Source organism: Mesorhizobium sp. LNJC391B00 (assembly GCF_000502535.1).
Taxonomy (GTDB): Bacteria; Pseudomonadota; Alphaproteobacteria; order Rhizobiales; family Rhizobiaceae; genus Mesorhizobium.
The window spans coordinates 1-16650 of the sequence record NZ_AYWI01000026.1; the positions used below are offsets into that span (position 1 = coordinate 1).

Consider the following 16650-nt stretch of genomic DNA (forward strand, 5'->3'; position numbering starts at 1 on the left):
TCAAGCTCGGCATCACCTTGGAGCGGATCGCACCCGGCAGGCCACAGCAGAACGGACGTCACGAGCGCTTTCACCTGACCATGCTGCCGATGGCCGAGGCACCGGAAGCCGACCGAACGGCACAGGGCCAGGCCTTCGAGACCTTCCGCCACAGCTACAATGAGGAACGTCCCCATGAGGCGCTGGGCATGGATACGCCCGCCCAGCACTACCGGTCCTCACAGCGCGCCATGCCCAGGACACCACCCGAGCCCGTCTATCCGGCCGAGGCCTCGGTCCGCCGCGTGCGCCACAATGGCGAGATCCGATGGAATGGCGGCTTCATATATGTCTCGCAAGCGCTGGCGGGCGAACCGGTCGCTGCGTTGGAGACCGAAGACGGACAATGGACACTCTCATTCCATGCCCACCCGCTCGGCATCATCGACACACGGCACATGAAGCTTGCCCGCCGCAGCGCCGCGCCAACCAATCCGCTTGGCGCTGCGGCGGACGCATAGGGGGAGAGAAGTGTCACCTATGTATCCGGTTCAAAGTGTTACCCATCTATCGGCTGGACACCGGCAGGCGGATGAGGGGCGGCGCCAACGCCTGCAAATTGTAGTTCGATGCTGAACCGATTGTCAGAAGGCGCCAACTGCTAAGGCCGTTCGCCAATCGCCTGCATGCGTGCTGCCCCTCATTGTCCTGCCGGACATTTCTCCCCGTATAGAGACGGGGAGAAAGGGCAGCTTCAACGCTGCCGTCAGTCCTTCTTCACTGCCGCGACACGCAGCGACAGATCACGCAACTGCTGCGGCGAGGCTTCCGAAGGCGCGTTCATCAACAAATCGTAGGCCTGCTGGTTCATCGGGAACATGGTGATCTCTCGCAGGTTCTTGGCGCCGACCAGCAGCATGACGACACGGTCGACGCCGGCCGCCATGCCGCCATGCGGCGGGGCGCCATACTGGAAGGCGCGGTAGAGGCCACCAAAGCGTTCTTCCACCGTGGCGCGGTCGAGGCCAACCGTCTCGAACGCCTTGACCATGGTTTCCGGTAAATGGTTGCGGATACCGCCAGAGGCGATCTCGAAGCCGTTGCAGACCATGTCGTACTGGAAGGCCTTGATGCCGAGCAGGTCGTCGCCGTTGAGCGCGTCGATACCGCCTTGCGGCATCGAGAACGGGTTGTGGGCGAAGTCGATCTTCTTCTCCTCCTCGCTCCATTCGAAGAACGGGAAGTCGACGATCCAGCACAATTCGAAGCGCTCGCGGTCGACAAGGTTCAGTTCTTCGCCGGCACGCGTACGCGCGGCACCGGCGAAGGCGACGAACTTCTTCGGATCGCCGGCGACGAAGAAGGCGGCGTCGCCATCGGCAAGGCCGAGCTGCTGGCGGATCGCCTCGGTGCGCTCCTCGCCGATGTTCTTGGCCAGCGGACCGGCGCCTTCAAGCTTGTCGCCTTCCTTGCGCCAGAAGATGTAACCCAGTCCCGGCTGGCCCTCGCCCTGCGCCCACGAGTTCATGCGGTCGCAGAAGGCGCGGCTGCCGCCGGTCTTGGCCGGAATGCCCCACACTTCGGCCTTCGGATCGTTGGCCAGGATGTTGGCGAAGACCTTGAAGCCGGAATCGCGAAAATGGTCGGAGACGGCCTGCATCTCGATCGGGTTGCGCAGGTCCGGCTTGTCGGAGCCATATTTGCGCATGGCGACATCGTAAGGAATGCGCTGGAATGTCTGCGTCACCGGCTTGCCGTTGGCGAAGGTCTCGAAGACGCCGCGCATCACCGGTTCCATGGTCGACAGCACGTCGTCCTGCTCGACGAAGCTCATTTCGAGGTCGAGCTGGTAGAATTCGCCGGGCAGACGGTCGGCGCGCGGGTCCTCGTCGCGGAAGCAGGGCGCGATCTGGAAATAGCGGTCGAAGCCCGAAACCATGATCAGTTGCTTGTACTGCTGCGGCGCCTGCGGCAGCGCGTAAAAGGTGCCGGGATGGATGCGCGACGGCACCAGGAAGTCGCGCGCGCCTTCCGGCGACGAGGCCGTCAGGATCGGCGTCGAGAATTCGGTGAAGCCGACATCGGTCATACGCTTGCGCATCTCGGCGATGATTTTCGTGCGCGCCACGATGTTCCTGTGCAGCGTCTCGCGGCGCAGGTCGAGAAAACGGTACTTCAGGCGGATGTCTTCGGGATAGTCGGGCTCGCCGAACACCGGCAGCGGCAATTCCTTGGCTGCCGACAGCACCTCGATCTCGCGGGCAAAGATCTCGATCTCGCCGGTCGGCAGGTTGGCGTTGGTGGTGTCCGGCAGGCGCGCCTTGACCTCGCCGTCGACGCGGATCACCCATTCGCCACGCAGCGTCTCGGCCACCTTGAAGGCGGGCGAATCCGGATCGGCGACGATCTGGGTCAGGCCGTAATGGTCGCGCAGATCGATGAACAGCAGGCCGCCATGGTCGCGCACGCGATGCACCCAGCCCGACAGGCGAACCGAAGAGCCGACATCGCTCTTTCTCAACTGGGCACAGGTGTGGCTGCGGTAACGATGCATTGTCATGTCAAAATTCCGGGGTGCTGGGTTGTGGGTCGAGCATCAAAGCCCGGTCCAAAATTTGCGCGAAAAGCGCATGGGAGGCCCGATTTGTCAAGGCAAGCCGGGTGATCCGGCGCAGGCCCATTGTTCAAGCGAAGTGGATTTCGGCGCCCTGACGCTCGAAGTCGGCGAGGATCGCGGCCGGCGCGGTCTTTTCGACCACGAGATGGCGGATCGCCTCTGGCCTGGCGACCCGGTAGGGTGCGGCTGTGGCCAGCTTGTCGTTGGTTACAGCGATGACGATGCCTGCGCTGTTCTTGGCCATGGCCCGCTTTACCTCGGCCTCAGCCGAATCGAAGGCCGTGACGCCGCGCGACGCATCGAGGCCGCAGGAGCCGAGAACAAACAGATCCGCGCCAAGTTGCGCGACGGCGGCAAGCGTGTCGGCGCCGACGCAGGCGCCGAGGTGGCGGTCGAACCGGCCGCCCAGCACAATCAGTTCGACCAAAGCGTGGTCTGACAGGACAGAGGCGATTTCGAGGGAATTGGTGGCGACGGTCAGTTCGAGGTCGCGCGAAATGGCCCCGGCGATCGCGGCATTGGTCGAGCCGCTGTCGATGAACAGGGTCTGTCCGCCCGAAAGCAATGCCACGGTCGCGCGGGCCAGCCGCGTCTTTTCTTCGACCGCATGGCCGGCGCGCAGGCCGACTGGTGTCGATGCGAAGGGTGCGGGCGCGACCGCACCGCCATAGACGCGGCGGCATTGCCCGGCCTTGGCGAGTTCCCTGAGGTCGCGGCGAACCGTGTCCTCCGAAACGCCGAAGCGGCTTGCCAGCTCGCCGGCCAGCACCCTTCCCTCGACGGCGAGGCGATCGCGAATGATTTGATGCCGCTGATCGGTCAGCATTGCATGATCCTGTTTATTCATGCACGTTCTTGCACGATTTGCATGTTTGTGCAAGATGTAAGCATATCAATCAGTGACAACCGTCGACTCTCTTCCCCGAAAGTCATCGTCATGACCTTTGGCCTCCGCCTCGCTCCGCAACACCGGGTCTACGCCGGCTTTGCGATCTATTCGTTCGCCATGGGCCAAATCTTCCCGCGGCTGCCCGACATCAAGCACGCCATGGGCATCGGGGACGGCACGCTCGGGCTAAGCCTGATCGGGACGCCAATCGGCACCTTGACCGCGCTGACGCTGACGGCGCCGATCCTGGAGCGCGTCGGCTTCCGCCGCGCGCTGCTCGGGCTGGTGCCGCTCTTGTCGGTTGTCTTTGCCATTGCCGTGCATGCGCCTGGGCCGCTTGCGCTGTTCCTGATGCTGTTTCCGGTCGGCCTGATGATCGGCAGCGTCGAGATCATTCTCAATGTCGAGGCCGACAGAACCGAATTCCTGCTCAAGCGCCGGATCATGAACCGGGCGCATTCGTTCTGGAGCATCGGCTTTTTCGGCGCCGGCCTGTTCGGCGCCGCGCTTGCGCATCTCGGCATTTCGCCGCAACTGCACCTGGCGATTGTCGTACCGATGGTGGCGACAGGAATCGCGCTGTTTCTCGGCGGTTACGAACCGGCGCCGAGCCGCTTCGCCGGCAATGATGAGACGGCGCCAACGCTGGCGCGGCCGACGCTGCCGATCCTCGTCCTCGTCGCGGTGACACTGTCGGCGATGCTGATGGAAGGCGCCAGCGTCGACTGGTCGGCAATCTACATGCGCACCGTATTCGATGCGGGCCCTTTCGTCGCCGGCTTCACCGTGGCGCTGTTTGCATTCTCGCAAGCGAGCACGCGCTTCTTTGCCGACTCCTTTGTCGACCGCCACTCGCCGAGCGTCGTGGCGCGGGTGCTGCTGGCGACGATGGCGGTCGGCGTGCTGCTCGTCTTCTTCTCGCCTGCCCCGCTCGTATCGATGCTGGGCTTTGCGCTACTTGGCATCGGCAGCAGCGCGATCTTTCCGCTGGCGATCTCGGCGGCGGCCCAACGCACGGACCGCTCCGCGGCAATCAATGTCGCGGCGCTGTCGCAGATCTCCTTCGTCGCCTTCCTGCTCGGCCCGCCATTGCTCGGCTTCGTCTCCGACCATTGGGGCATTCGCTCGGCCTTCGGTATCGGCATCCCCTTCATCATCCTCAGCCTGCTGACTGCCGGCTCGCTTGGCCGAAGGGCGTCCCGGGGCAAGCCTGCGCCGGCGAGCGAAGCTTTGGCGAGGGCCGACGGAGCTTGAACGGCCGCACTTGAAGCCACACACCTGTTGGCGGCGGGACAAGCCACTGGCATTGGCCACACCGATGGTTCAGAACTGTGGAGCCACCTAAGCAACGGTTCCGTATGTCCTCCATCCGCCCGCTGATCCCGCTCCTCATCGCCGCCGGCATCCTGCTTGGCGGCAACGGGCTGCAGGGCACGCTGATCGCGTTGCGCGGCGCGCAGGAAGGGTTTTCGGCCTCCGACATCGGCCTGATGGGCACGTTCTATTTCGCCGGCTTCCTGCTTGGTTGCCTCGCAGTCACCCGCATCCTCAAGGCAGTCGGCCATGTCCGGACGTTTTCAGCGCTCGCCGCCATCGCCGCGGCCAGTACGCTGCTCCTGGTGCTGGTGATCGATCCGGTGATGTGGTGCGCGGTGCGCTTTACCGGCGGTTTCTGCTTTGCCGGCCTGTTCACCGTCATGGAAGCCTGGCTGAACTCCGGCGTCGAAAACAAGGATCGTGCGCGCGTGCTGGCCATCTACCGCATGGTCGATATCGGCTCGGTGACCGGCGCGCAGTTCCTGATCCCGATCTTCGGCCCCGGCGGCTTTGCCATCTTCGCCATCATGTCGATGATGATCACGCTGTCGCTGGTTCCGGTGTCGCTCGGCGACCGCTCCAACCCGACGCCGCCGGAAGACGTCAAGCTCGATCTCGCCCGCGTCTGGCGGATTTCGCCGCTCGGCTGCTTCGGCTGCATCTGCGTCGGCGTCACCAACAGCGCGTTCCGCACGCTGTCGCCGGTCTATGCCGAGCAGATCGGCATGTCGGTGGCCGATGTCGTCACCTTCGTCAGCGTCGGCATCTTCGGCGGCGCCCTCATCCAGTATCCGCTGGGCTACCTCTCCGACCGCTGGGATCGGCGCGCGGTGCTTTTGGCCACGACATGCGGCGCCATGTTCGCGGCGCTGGCGCTGGTCTTCGTCGCCGGCGCCGATCCGACCCTCAATTTGATCATCGTCTTCATCTTCGGCAGCTTCGCCATGCCGCTCTATTCGCTATCGGCGGCGCATTCCAACGACCGCGCCGACAAGGGCGAGTTCGTGCTGATCAACGCCGCCTTGATGCTGTTCTATTCCTTCGGCGCCATTGGTGGCCCCTTCGCGGCGTCCGCAGTGATGCAACATTTCGGACCGGGCGCCCTGTTTGTCTTCAGCGCAGTCGTCTACGCCACCCTCATCGCCGTCATTCTCTACCGCATGCAGGTGCGCGGCAGCGTGCCGGCGGGCAAGCGCAGCCGCTTCACGGCGCTGCTGCGCACATCAACCGTCTTCGCGCGGCTGGCGCGCAGAAATGGCGATTCCGACGGATCGGCCGATACTTGACCGAAGGGCGGCTTGACGAAAGCGCCCATGGCTGAAATTGAAAGAGAACCTTACCCGTTACTAAAAAGCGATTTGATGCACGTCATCACCACCCAAAATGAGCTCGAGTCCGTTCTCGCCGCTTTTGAAAAGTCGGATTTCGTCACCGTCGACACCGAATTCATCCGCGAAACGACATTCTGGCCGATTCTGTGCCTGATCCAGATGGCGGCGCCCGGCGTCACCGCGCTGATCGACCCGCTGGCGCCCGACATCAACCTCGCCCCGTTCTTCCGGCTGATGGCCAATGAGGCGGTGGTCAAGGTTTTCCATGCCGCGCGCCAGGACATTGAAATCATCGTCCATCTCGGCGATCTGGTGCCGCATCCGGTGTTCGACACCCAGGTCGCGGCCATGGTCTGCGGCTTCGGCGACAGCGTCTCCTACGATCAGCTGGTGCAGCGCATCACCGGCGCACGGCTCGACAAATCCTCGCGTTTCACCGACTGGCGCCACCGGCCGCTGTCGGACAAGCAGCTCGATTATGCGCTGGCCGACGTCACCCATCTGATCGACGTCTACAAGCACCTCAGCGCCGAACTGGAGCGGGAAAACCGCGCCCATTGGCTGAACGAGGAAATGGAGGTGCTGACTTCGCGCGAGACCTACGATCCGCACCCCGAGGATGCCTGGAAGCGGCTGAAGATGCGGCTGCGCAAGCCGCAGGAGCTGGCGATCGTGCAGACGGTGGCGGCATGGCGCGAACGCGAGGCGCGCGAGCGTGACGTGCCGCGCGGCCGGGTGCTCAAGGATGACGCCATATACGAGGTCGCCCAGCAGGCGCCGCGCGATGCGGCAGCCCTTGGCAAGCTGCGCACGACGCCGAAAGGCTGGGAGCGTTCGTCGACGGCTACCGCATTGCTCGGCGCGGTCAACACGGCGCTCGCTTTGCCCCGCGAAGAGATGCCGAAGCTGCCCAAGAGCTTTCAGCCGCCCGAAGGCTCCAATGCCGCCTCCGAGCTGTTGAAAGTGCTGTTGAGGATCGTCGCCGAGAAGGAAGGCGTCGCCTCGAAAGTGCTTGCGTCCAGCGATGACATCGACCGCATCGCCGCCGAGGGCGAGGATGCCGACGTGCCGGCCCTGCAGGGCTGGCGACGCGCCGTGTTCGGCGAAGCCGCACTGAAGCTGGTGCGCGGCGAAATCGGCATCAAGTTCGACAAGCGCAAGATCGCGGTGTTCGATTTGTAGACCCCCACCCCGCTCCGCTGCGCGGAGGGACCCTCCCCACAAGGGGGAGGGTAAACAACTGCCCTACACCGCTCCGAGCAGGTGTAGCGCGAACCAGATCCATGCCAGCAAGAGAATGATCGCGCCGACGTAGAAGGCGCGGCTGCGAAACCGCAGATTGTTGCTGGTGAGGTGGACCCAGGCGTGGCCATAGCGGGAAATCACGAAAATCCACATCAAGGCCAGGGTCAGATAATTGACGCCATTGGTCGCGTGCAGCGCCAGGCACAGCACATAGAACAGCACCGGCAGTTCGAACTGGTTGATGAGATTGTTGGCAACCGTGACGCTCGACCCGGGCTCGGTCGTGCGCACCTTGTATTGACCGACCTTGGCCTCGCCCGATTTGACCGCGCCGTAGCGGCGCCGGCCCATCACGACATAGACGATATAGACGAGCAACACCTGCGCCAGCATCGGCCAGAAAATCGCGGTCTGGCTCATGGCGTTGCCCCTGCTCTGTCGTTCATGCCTGTGGACGCCGCTGGGCGGCAAGGATCAAAAACGCGATGACGATGACGGGGATCGCCAGCAGCGCGAATTTGGTGACGATCAGCGACGAGGCGAAAGACAGAGAATCCGGGTTGGCCGACAGCGCATCGGACAAGAGCCGCGCCACCGCAATGTTCTGGGCGTAGTCGGCGCATGTGTAGGGCAGCACGATTACCAGCGCGAACAGCGCCTGAAGCTGCACCGGCATGGCACGAAAATTCTTCAGCCGCCGCCCGGTTGCCAGGATCAGGCTGACCATGGTCAGCGACAGCAGCGCCGGGAAGAGAAGGTCGAAAGTCAAATAGTGCCAGACCAGGATGATCTCGCTGCCGCGTCGGCCGAGTGCCGTCAGCCAGGCCATGCCCTCGTCGGGCGTGAACCCGCCAAGGCGCACGTCGAGCGACGGCAGGCCACCGCTCAGCCGGCGGAAATAGAAGAATTCCAGCAGCGTCATGATGATGAAAACCGCCGCGGCGGCAAAGCACAGCGCGCCGGCATGGCGCGCCAGCCGCAGCACGATCGTCGCCTGGTGGCGCCAGAGCATGTACCGCTCTGGCTGCCGGTCAGGCTCCGCCAGGATAGTTCGGGCTTTCGCGGGTAATCGTGACGTCATGGGCGTGGCTTTCACGAAGTCCGGCGTTGGATATGCGCACAAAGGTGGCGCGTTCGCGAAAATCGGCAAGGTCGCGGCCACCGACATAACCCATAGCGGCTTTTAGCCCGCCCGCAAGCTGGTGCAGCACGCCAGACACAGGTCCCTTGTAGGGCACCTGCCCTTCAATGCCTTCCGGGACCAGTTTCAGCGTGTCGCGAACCTCGGCCTGGAAGTAGCGATCGGCCGAGCCGCGCGCCATGGCGCCGACAGAGCCCATGCCGCGATAGGCCTTGAAGGAGCGGCCCTGATGCAGATAGACCTCGCCCGGGCTTTCGTCGGTGCCGGCCAGCAGCGAACCGATCATGGCCGCACTGGCGCCGGCGGCAAGCGCCTTGGCCAGGTCACCCGAATATTTGATGCCGCCGTCGGCGACGACCGACACGCCTGATCTATGCGCCGTCTCGACCGCCGACATGATCGCCGAAAGCTGCGGCACGCCGACGCCGGCGACGATGCGCGTGGTGCAGATCGAGCCCGGGCCGATGCCGACCTTGACGGCATCGGCGCCGGCGTCGATCAGCGCCTGCGTGCCTTCGGCGGTGGCGACGTTGCCGGCCAGGATGCGGACGGAATTGGAAAGCTTCTTGGCCCGCGTCACCGCATCGAGCACGCGCTGCGAATGGCCATGCGCGGTGTCGATGACCAGGAGGTCGACACCGGCATCGATCAACCGCTCGGCGCGCTCGAAGCCGTCATCGCCGACGCTGGTGGCGGCCGCCGCCCGCAGGCGCCCCTGCGCATCCTTGGTGGCGTGCGGGTTGAGCTGCGACTTCTCGATGTCCTTGACGGTGATCAGGCCGACGCAATTGCCGGACTTGTCCACGACGACGAGCTTTTCGATGCGGTGCTGGTGCAGCAGCCGCTTGGCCTCGTCCTGGTCGACATTCTCCTTGACCGTGATCAGGTTCTCACGGGTCATCAATTCGTAGACTTTCTGCCCCGGATCGGAGGCGAAGCGCACGTCGCGGTTGGTCAGGATGCCGACCAGGCGGCCGATCTTCTGGCCGCCGCTGCCGCCATTCTCGACCACCGGAATGCCCGAGATGGAATAGGTGCGCATCAGCGCCAGCGCGTCCGCGAGCGTGGCGTCGGGGCCGATGGTGACCGGATTGATGACCATGCCCGATTCGAACTTCTTGACCTGACGCACCTGCTCGGCCTGTTCGGCCGGCGAGAAATTGCGGTGGATGACGCCGATGCCGCCGGCCTGCGCCATGGCGATGGCGAGCCGCGCCTCGGTGACGGTGTCCATGGCGGCCGACAGGATCGGCACGTTGAGGTCGATGTCGGTGGCGATGCGGGTGCGGATGTCGGTCTCACCGGGCATGACCTCGGAATGACCGGGCTGCAACAGCACGTCGTCAAAGGTCAGCGCCAGCGCGCCGGTGGACGTTTCGATGATTTTTGCCATGGCCAGTCCTCGGATACGAAAAGCGCTGGGGGAATACAAAAAAGCGCTGGACCGAAATGGACAGCGCCGACTCGTTTCTTCCCTTTCAGGATTGGCGCTGGCTGGTAACACGTCGCGGCGCCGATGAAAAGCCGGTGATTGCATGTCACCGCAAAGTGTTGGGGTTGCCCCGGAACGCCGTGTTAAGTCAGCGCATTAAAGCTGGCCAGCGTGACCCGAATGCCATCCATCCTCCTACGACCTCGCCTATCGCGCAGGGCGAACCCCTGGCCTCGCCGACGGTCTCGAAGGGTATCGCCGCCCCCCTGCCGCCTTATGTGCCCGCCGCCCCTCGCCGGTCGCCGTAACTTATGGCCCGGCATTATGAACTGTGCCCTACCGGCGCGCAAAGCCTAGCAAATGCGCCTGAGTATATGTTTGCGATAAACGTGTCTCGCGCTCTGCCGCAGTAACGGAAACGTGATCGAAGCAATTGGCGTCTGTTCATGCGAGTTCGTTCAGCTCGTTCGGCCGGAGTGGTTTCGGAGCAGTTCGTGCCTGTGCATGACGGGGTTTGATTATTGTAGCCGGGTATCACGGCAGTTTCCCTGTTGACATGTCGTAAGGGCTCAGCGTCTATCTTAGCAGTTCCTTTTAGAACTTTTCTCAATGGCGAGATCTGTCTTGAAAGGAGCGCTCCCATGATAATCACCCTCGACCTAGGCCAGGTGCTCACCCTGACCGCAAGCGCGTTCGGCGTCGTTGCCGGCGTGATCGCTTTTGCCCGCTTCATCAAATGGTGGTGGCACAAACCGCTGGACCCGGGCGAATGATCGATCTCTTCACAGGCTCCGGCGGGCTGCTTGACCGGGTCGCCGTTCCGGACCGCAAAATTCGCCAAACACATGGTTGCAGGGTTTCGATGGCGCGCCTATGTCCCCTTAGGCAGGCGCCGCTTAGCGAGGTACACGCCAAAATGACGATTATGAAGGACGTTCCAGCTTATCCCAAGAAGACATTCGAAGACGGCTATGTCGATGGATTCCAGTCGTTGAAGCCCGACGTCGTTCCCACAGTCCCAAGGCCCTACGAAGCTCCACTCGGCACTACTCCGTATCAATGGGGCTTCAGGCTTGGGCAGGACGGTGCGCGCGCAGCTTAAGTCTGCGCCCCGCTGTGATGAATGAACCCCACCCGTATGGTAGGCGCGAAGCAGTGGACTTCGATCCCCGTTAGTCGCATTCTGCCCGTGGGGAAAGGGTTATGGGGCTCCACCGTCACACGGCTTCTCGGCCTACGAAGGCATAGACGCTCGTTGCTGGAACAGCGGGCGCTAATCCCGGTCCTGTTGTGCGGTGTTGCCGCTGCCAGCTATTTCATGCCGCAGAGCGAACAGCATCCCCTTCCGACCGTGCATCGGCAGGGGGATTCCAGGGCGCTTGCCCCGGCCGGTTGCAACATCAACGGCAATATCAGCGCCGTGACTGGCGAACGCATCTACCACATGCCAGGGCAGCGATATTACAACGAGACGGTCGTCAACTCGGCAAAGGGCGAGCGCTGGTTCTGCTCTCAATGGGAAGCGTGGTGGGCCGGCTGGCGGAAGTCAAAGGTGTGACGGGAAACTGACTTAAGGCACCGAGGAAAAATCGCTTCACAACGAATCTGAGCGATCTCGTCACGGCGAACATCACACCTGGCGATTTATTTTTCCTGCCACACACTAGTTGTTATTTCAGCCACATCTGCGTCGCCAATCAATTCACCTGCGCTATTGATTTCCTTCAAGGCACGATCAGCGAGAGCAGCCGAGAAAACGTCTGCATAGAACTGTCGTCCGGAAGTCGATATCGAAGCCGTTACGATCTCTTCCGGGGTCATCGTAGGGACAGCTATCCCTCGCATTCCAACAACCGCCAACGATGGACTTATTGGAAGATAAGCCTCTCGCCAGTCGTTTGAGGCGCCGACAAAAGTGGAGATCTTTTTTTCTCGATCTACGCAGAAAACGCCGGCGTCACCTAACACAAAATTCTTATCAGGATTTTGAACGATAGCCCAAGATTCCGGCCTTCTGGGTTCGGGACACACCCCACCTGAGTCAAGGAATCTTTGCAAGCTCGTGTTGTGGCTATTATCGAACGTGTCTGTGTTAACATGAGCCGCAAACGCCTGGAACATCATTTGCATAACACCGCCCAACTGGTTCCGATCTATATTTTCCAGAATATATTTTTTTAGGATTTCATTTTGCTCTGGAGTCTGTTGCGGTAGCGCTTCCGCTATTGCTTCGCCAACTTTCAGATCGATATTTCTGGTTAGATAACCGGCAGCGTCAACACCCAGAGCCGTATCGGCCATCAAACTGGCCGTCTTGTGGATGCCACTGCGCATTCGATCCCTCATTGCGCGAGTACGAAAAGCCAGCAGCCAAAACAAATTTCCCATTTCATGTTCAAATTTGACCGGCAGATTAGAACCGGAAAGGATTGCGGCATACATCGCGCCGTTCTTGCTTTCGCTAACCGCAAAAGCGTCCTCCAGTCGATCGTCCTCTTTGCCATAAAATTGATGGGATGACGCTACCTTCTTTATATTCCTGCAATCAGGTTCTTCTTTTTGATCGTAGGCCCAAACGAAATATTTGCCCGGCTTCCGAGGAGGTGGAGCAGAACGAAAATGCCGAAGCTGGAATTCTGAAATAAAATGATTGTTGTCTTTCTTCTTATTCATGGAGCAGCCATCTGTTTCAACTTTTTGTGGACCCAAGTATATCCGATTTAATAGGGAGCGAGTCTAGTCGGCTAGTTGGAACAGCTAGCACGGGCTGCAGAGAACTGGTAGCTGATCAAGCAAGGCAGGGGGGATCAAATGACACAAACTGAGGCGGCAGAATCGGCAAAAACGTCTGGCTGGGTGAAGCTCGGATTCTTGTTCACCGGCCTTTACGTCGCTTTAGTCGCTTGGACGGTGGGGGCCAGCGATTTCGTCAAGTTCAGCGCGCCGATGGAGCTTCACGACCTCGCCGATGCGCTGGCCGGAATCTTCGCGCCATTGGCGTTCCTTTGGCTGTTCGTAGCCACGATGGTTCAGTCGCAAGAGCTTTCCCTGCAACGCCGAGAGCTGCAGCTTACTCGGCGCGAATTCGAACAGAACCGGCAGGTAGCCAAGGAGCAGGCGGAGGAAGCACGCAATCAAGCCAAATTCATCGGAACGCAAACTGAGATGATGGTTTGGGCGGAAAACGACAAACACTTGAAAGTGGTTCTTGATGGCATCACAACCCTAGTGTCGCAGGGGAGTAGACAGCAAATAGTAATAAGAACCGGCCAAGGCGAGTCAAAACTCGTGCGAGGCCCATTTGATCGAGCAGCTTTTATAGGCGATGTGATTGAGTCCTTTAGTTCTTCCGTTGAAGCCGTCCGTAACGCCCTCGAGCAATTTCCTGGACGGAAGGCCACTTTTGGTCAGATCGTCCTGCTCCGAGAAATTGCAACCCTGCTCGCTGAAGTCAGGAGCATTATGCCAGGGACCTCGCCGAAGCAGAAAGCCGAGTTGGCGCAACTAGGATTTGAAAGGTTTGAAGCGGCCACTGCCTATTTGCTTGAAGTCTGCAAGCCCAGGGATGAATGAGGCCCAATGAGGTCACGGTGGCATGCTGATGCTTTATTTCTTTTTCAATTTGTATAAGCATGTTGAGCACGCCACGGGGGCATTGTTATGGCATTGTTTGATGCAATCAAATACGTCGGCTCAGGGCTAACGCTGATCGCCTTTATCGTCGCCGCCCTTACCTATGCATATCAACAGAAGTTGAAAAGTCGGGAAAAGAAACTTCTAGCTGTCCCTGCAAAGGACCGCTTAGCGGCCGCCAGTGATGCTGCCGAATACATTCGTATCGATCTTGCAAAAATTCCGCCGAACGATCGCGCCAAGATTGTGCTTGAGCAGCTTGCGTTGAAGGCGCAGCAGCAACGCCAGTATTTCATTGGTTTTATGTTTCTTGCGCTCTTAATAGGCATAGGAACGATAGTCGCAACAATGAGCCTTCCCCCAACCAAACCGCTCATAGGTGAGGGCGCGCGCTCGGGCGGATGGGCTTACGTTGGTTACTTGGACAAGAGCAAGAAGGTTTGGGCCGTCGGCCCGTTTGTCAACATTGCAAGCTACAGTGGGTCCCCAGATCGAACCTATCCCATACGCATCGGGGACGTAGTCCGTCCTCGCAAGAATTTGCCCCAAGTGATAGTCGGCTACGCCTCAACAGGGACGGCCAACGACCAGAAAGCTCCGCCAAGTTTGACTAACACGATCGACCCCAAGCGCGACTATACAGGGTCCTTATATTTGTCTACCAATACATACTTGGTAAACGATGTCCAAGTCTGGTCGAATCCGGACGCAGACTCTGTCGTTTGGCTCAGCCTTACGCCCGGCGATCCAGATCCAGAAAGGACACAGCCGCCGAAAGCTGAAGATCCCCCCAAACCGCCCTCGACTACCACGACAGTCACGTATCAGGTTTGCACGGGTGAATATGAGAGAAACTGCGGAGGACCTCACAGCGCATACCTTTATTGTGACGTGAGTGTTGAAGCGTGGGCGGCAAAGCAGTGTCAATCGCTCGCAGGCGAGGTCCAAGCGGTTGCGAAAGTATCGGTGCATGGCGGGAATAAGTGTGGCTATGGGATGTTTACAGTGATCTGTTCCGTTACCAAATAAGGTAGGCTCATTCGGCAAACAACGCATGATCGCTATCGGCTCAACCGCTCGACCGTTGCAATGATCGCCTCCGCCAATGCCTCACCTTCGTTGATAGGCTCGGGCCGTACAGACCAAGCCAGTTCCAATACAGGATGCGGTCATGGAACAGACCTGCTCGATCGCCGTGCGAGCCAGTTTTGGGGCCGCGCGTTCGCCGGTCGCATCTGTGAAATCGTCCACGTAGATGCTTCCGTGCCCCTATGGCAAATGACCTCGATCTACGATTCTAATCATGGCCGATGACTTCAAACCTGGGCGACGACAGGATTTAGCCGGCTTTGCGGGTTGGCAGCACGGAGCCGCAACGGCGCGGGTCGCACAAAAGTGACAGCAAATTAATGCGACATACGGGTAAAGGCGTGATAACCGCCCTTTCGTGTCGGCTTGCCCCCCAGACCGCACGCACATTTTGACCAGTTCGGACGCGTTCGTTGAACCGCATCATTCCGCTCATTCTGGCGGTCGCCTTGTTCATGGAAAACATGGATTCGACCGTCATTGCGACATCGCTGCCGGCGATTGCCGTCGACATCCACACCAGCCCGATCGCGCTCAAGCTGGCGCTGACCGCCTATCTGGTGTCGCTGGCGATCTTCATTCCGATCAGCGGCTGGATGGCCGACCGGTTCGGCGCCAAGAACGTGTTTCGCGCAGCGATTGGCGTGTTCATCGTCGGCTCGGTCGCCTGCGCCATCTCCAATTCGCTGCCGGCCTTCGTCGTCTCGCGCTTCCTGCAAGGCATAGGCGGCGCCATGATGACGCCGGTCGGCCGCCTGGTGCTGGTGCGCGCGACGCCGAAAAGCGAGCTGGTTGCCGCCATGTCATGGCTGACGGTGCCGGCACTGGTCGGGCCGCTTGTCGGCCCACCGATCGGCGGCTTCATCACCACCTATTTCACCTGGCACTGGATCTTCCTCATCAACGTGCCGATCGGCCTGATCGGCATCTGGCTGGCAACGCGCTTCCTGCCGCAGACCGACTCGATGGAGACGCCACCGCTCGATTTCGTCGGCTTCGTGCTGAGCGGACTGGCGGCCTCCGGCGTCGTCTTCGGCCTGTCGGTGGTCAGCCTTCCCTATCTGCCGCCGGCGACCGGCCTCATCACCGTGGCGGTTGGGCTGGTGTCCGGCGTGCTCTATCTCCTGCATGCGCGCAGGGCGCAAAATCCATTGCTGGCGCTGGAACTGTTCCGCAACCAGGTGTTCCGCTCCTCCGTGCTCGGCGGTTCGCTGTTTCGCATCGGCATCGGCGCGGTGCCTTTCCTGCTGCCGCTGATGTTCCAGATCGGCTTCGGGCTGACGCCTTTCCAGTCGGGCATGATCACCTTCGTCTCGGCCATCGGCGCCATCGGCATGAAGTTCGTCACAGCTCTGATCTTCCGGCTCGCCGGCTTCCGCCGGGTGCTGATCTGGGGCTCGCTGATCGCCGCCGCATCGATCGCCATCTACGGGCTGTTCACGCCGGACACGCCTTACGCGCTGATGCTGGCCATGTTGCTGGTCGGCGGCTTCATCCGCTCGATGTTCTTCACCGGCGTCAACGCGCTCTCCTATGCCGAGGTGTCGGCCGAAGACACCAGCAAGGCGACGCCGATCGCGGCGGTGTTCCAGCAGCTATCGATCGCGCTCGGCGTGGCGCTTGCCGGCGGCATTCTGGAAGTCTCGACTTCGATCCATGGCGGACCGCTGGTGCTCTCCGACTTTCACATCGCCTTCTTCATCGTGGCGGCGGTGTCGGCGGCAGCGTCCGTGTCATTCATGCGGCTGGCGCCGGATGCCGGCAATGCCGTGTCGGGACATGGCCGGCTGACGACGCCGAAGACGCTGGAGCCGGTGAGCACGGCTGGGAAGTAAGGGGCGAGCGCCCCTCATCACTTCGTTCATCCTAGGGCGAAGCGACTCAAAGCGTCGCGCAGACCCGAGGATCCTGTGTGTTGTTCCCATGCTATGTTTGGGGTGGGAAGGAGACCGACAGGATCCTGGTCGTCCTTTTTGA

At 61.1% G+C, this 16650-nt stretch carries 15 protein-coding genes; 9 read left to right on the plus strand and 6 right to left on the minus strand.

The window, feature by feature from the left end; all coding sequences use genetic code 11:
• Nucleotides 1-500: integrase core domain-containing protein (locus X750_RS134705; protein ID WP_023749012.1), on the plus strand; the 500-nt coding region annotated here is incomplete at its 5' end.
• A 245-nt stretch (nt 501-745) separates the two neighbouring features.
• Here X750_RS134705 and aspS read toward each other — a convergent pair.
• Together aspS and X750_RS134695 are read right to left on the minus strand one after the other, a co-directional pair.
• Nucleotides 746-2533 carry an aspartate--tRNA ligase gene (aspS, locus tag X750_RS134700; RefSeq protein WP_023749013.1) on the minus strand — a complete coding sequence of 596 codons (1788 nt, stop codon included), beginning with the start codon at nt 2531-2533 and terminating at the stop codon, nt 746-748.
• Between the two features lie 130 nt (nt 2534-2663).
• The gene (locus X750_RS134695; RefSeq protein ID WP_023700571.1) at nt 2664-3422 is read right to left on the minus strand and encodes a DeoR/GlpR family DNA-binding transcription regulator; all 759 of its coding nucleotides are present in this window, start codon (nt 3420-3422) and stop codon (nt 2664-2666) included.
• 111 nt (nt 3423-3533) lie between these two features.
• On the opposite strand from X750_RS134695, the gene X750_RS134690 reads away from it, so the two are divergent.
• The 3 genes from X750_RS134690 to rnd all read left to right on the plus strand — a co-directional run bounded on the left by X750_RS134690 (nt 3534) and on the right by rnd (nt 7315).
• Nucleotides 3534-4739, plus strand: a complete 1206-nt coding sequence (locus X750_RS134690) for an MFS transporter (protein WP_023700572.1) — start codon at nt 3534-3536, stop codon at nt 4737-4739.
• 104 nt (nt 4740-4843) lie between these two features.
• Nucleotides 4844-6088: an MFS transporter gene (locus tag X750_RS134685; protein ID WP_023749015.1), complete on the plus strand. Its 1245-nt coding sequence runs from the start codon at nt 4844-4846 to the stop codon at nt 6086-6088.
• Between the two features lie 75 nt (nt 6089-6163).
• Nucleotides 6164-7315, plus strand: coding sequence for a ribonuclease D (gene rnd / locus X750_RS134680; protein ID WP_023682426.1), 1152 nt, complete (start codon nt 6164-6166; stop codon nt 7313-7315).
• 63 nt (nt 7316-7378) lie between these two features.
• Here rnd and X750_RS134675 read toward each other — a convergent pair whose 3' ends face one another.
• The 3 genes from X750_RS134675 to guaB are packed head-to-tail and all read right to left on the minus strand — an operon-like array spanning nt 7379 to nt 9912.
• Nucleotides 7379-7798: an MAPEG family protein gene (locus X750_RS134675; protein ID WP_023673032.1), complete on the minus strand. Its 420-nt coding sequence runs from the start codon at nt 7796-7798 to the stop codon at nt 7379-7381.
• A 22-nt stretch (nt 7799-7820) separates the two neighbouring features.
• Nucleotides 7821-8390, minus strand: a complete 570-nt coding sequence (locus X750_RS134670) for a hypothetical protein (protein ID WP_023749016.1) — start codon at nt 8388-8390, stop codon at nt 7821-7823.
• A 19-nt stretch (nt 8391-8409) separates the two neighbouring features.
• Nucleotides 8410-9912 (minus strand): IMP dehydrogenase, encoded by a 1503-nt coding sequence (gene guaB / locus X750_RS134665; RefSeq protein ID WP_023730834.1) that lies wholly within the window; start codon nt 9910-9912, stop codon nt 8410-8412.
• Between the two features lie 680 nt (nt 9913-10592).
• On the opposite strand from guaB, the gene X750_RS1000000167490 reads away from it, so the two are divergent.
• Both X750_RS1000000167490 and X750_RS134655 read left to right on the plus strand, forming a co-directional pair.
• Nucleotides 10593-10724 carry a hypothetical protein gene (locus tag X750_RS1000000167490; RefSeq protein WP_023705814.1) on the plus strand — a complete coding sequence of 44 codons (132 nt, stop codon included), beginning with the start codon at nt 10593-10595 and terminating at the stop codon, nt 10722-10724.
• A gap of 545 nt (nt 10725-11269) precedes the next feature.
• Nucleotides 11270-11509, plus strand: a complete 240-nt coding sequence (locus tag X750_RS134655) for a hypothetical protein (protein WP_348524497.1) — start codon at nt 11270-11272, stop codon at nt 11507-11509.
• A gap of 86 nt (nt 11510-11595) precedes the next feature.
• Here the strand turns inward: X750_RS134655 and X750_RS134650 are convergent, their stop codons facing one another.
• On the minus strand, nt 11596-12624 hold the full coding sequence (locus X750_RS134650) for a DUF4238 domain-containing protein (protein WP_084567232.1): 1029 nt from the start codon (nt 12622-12624) through the stop codon (nt 11596-11598).
• Nucleotides 12625-12762: 138 nt separating this feature from the next.
• Between X750_RS134650 and X750_RS134645 the strand changes: the two genes are divergently transcribed.
• The 3 genes from X750_RS134645 (at nt 12763) to X750_RS134635 (ending at nt 16508) form a co-directional block, all read left to right on the plus strand.
• Complete coding sequence (locus X750_RS134645; RefSeq protein WP_023724339.1) at nt 12763-13524, plus strand: hypothetical protein; 762 nt, start codon at nt 12763-12765, stop codon at nt 13522-13524.
• 87 nt (nt 13525-13611) lie between these two features.
• The gene (locus tag X750_RS134640; RefSeq protein WP_023705809.1) at nt 13612-14613 is read left to right on the plus strand and encodes a hypothetical protein; all 1002 of its coding nucleotides are present in this window, start codon (nt 13612-13614) and stop codon (nt 14611-14613) included.
• A 473-nt stretch (nt 14614-15086) separates the two neighbouring features.
• On the plus strand, nt 15087-16508 hold the full coding sequence (locus X750_RS134635) for an MFS transporter (RefSeq protein ID WP_023708778.1): 1422 nt from the start codon (nt 15087-15089) through the stop codon (nt 16506-16508).
• Nucleotides 16509-16650 lie beyond the last annotated feature (142 nt).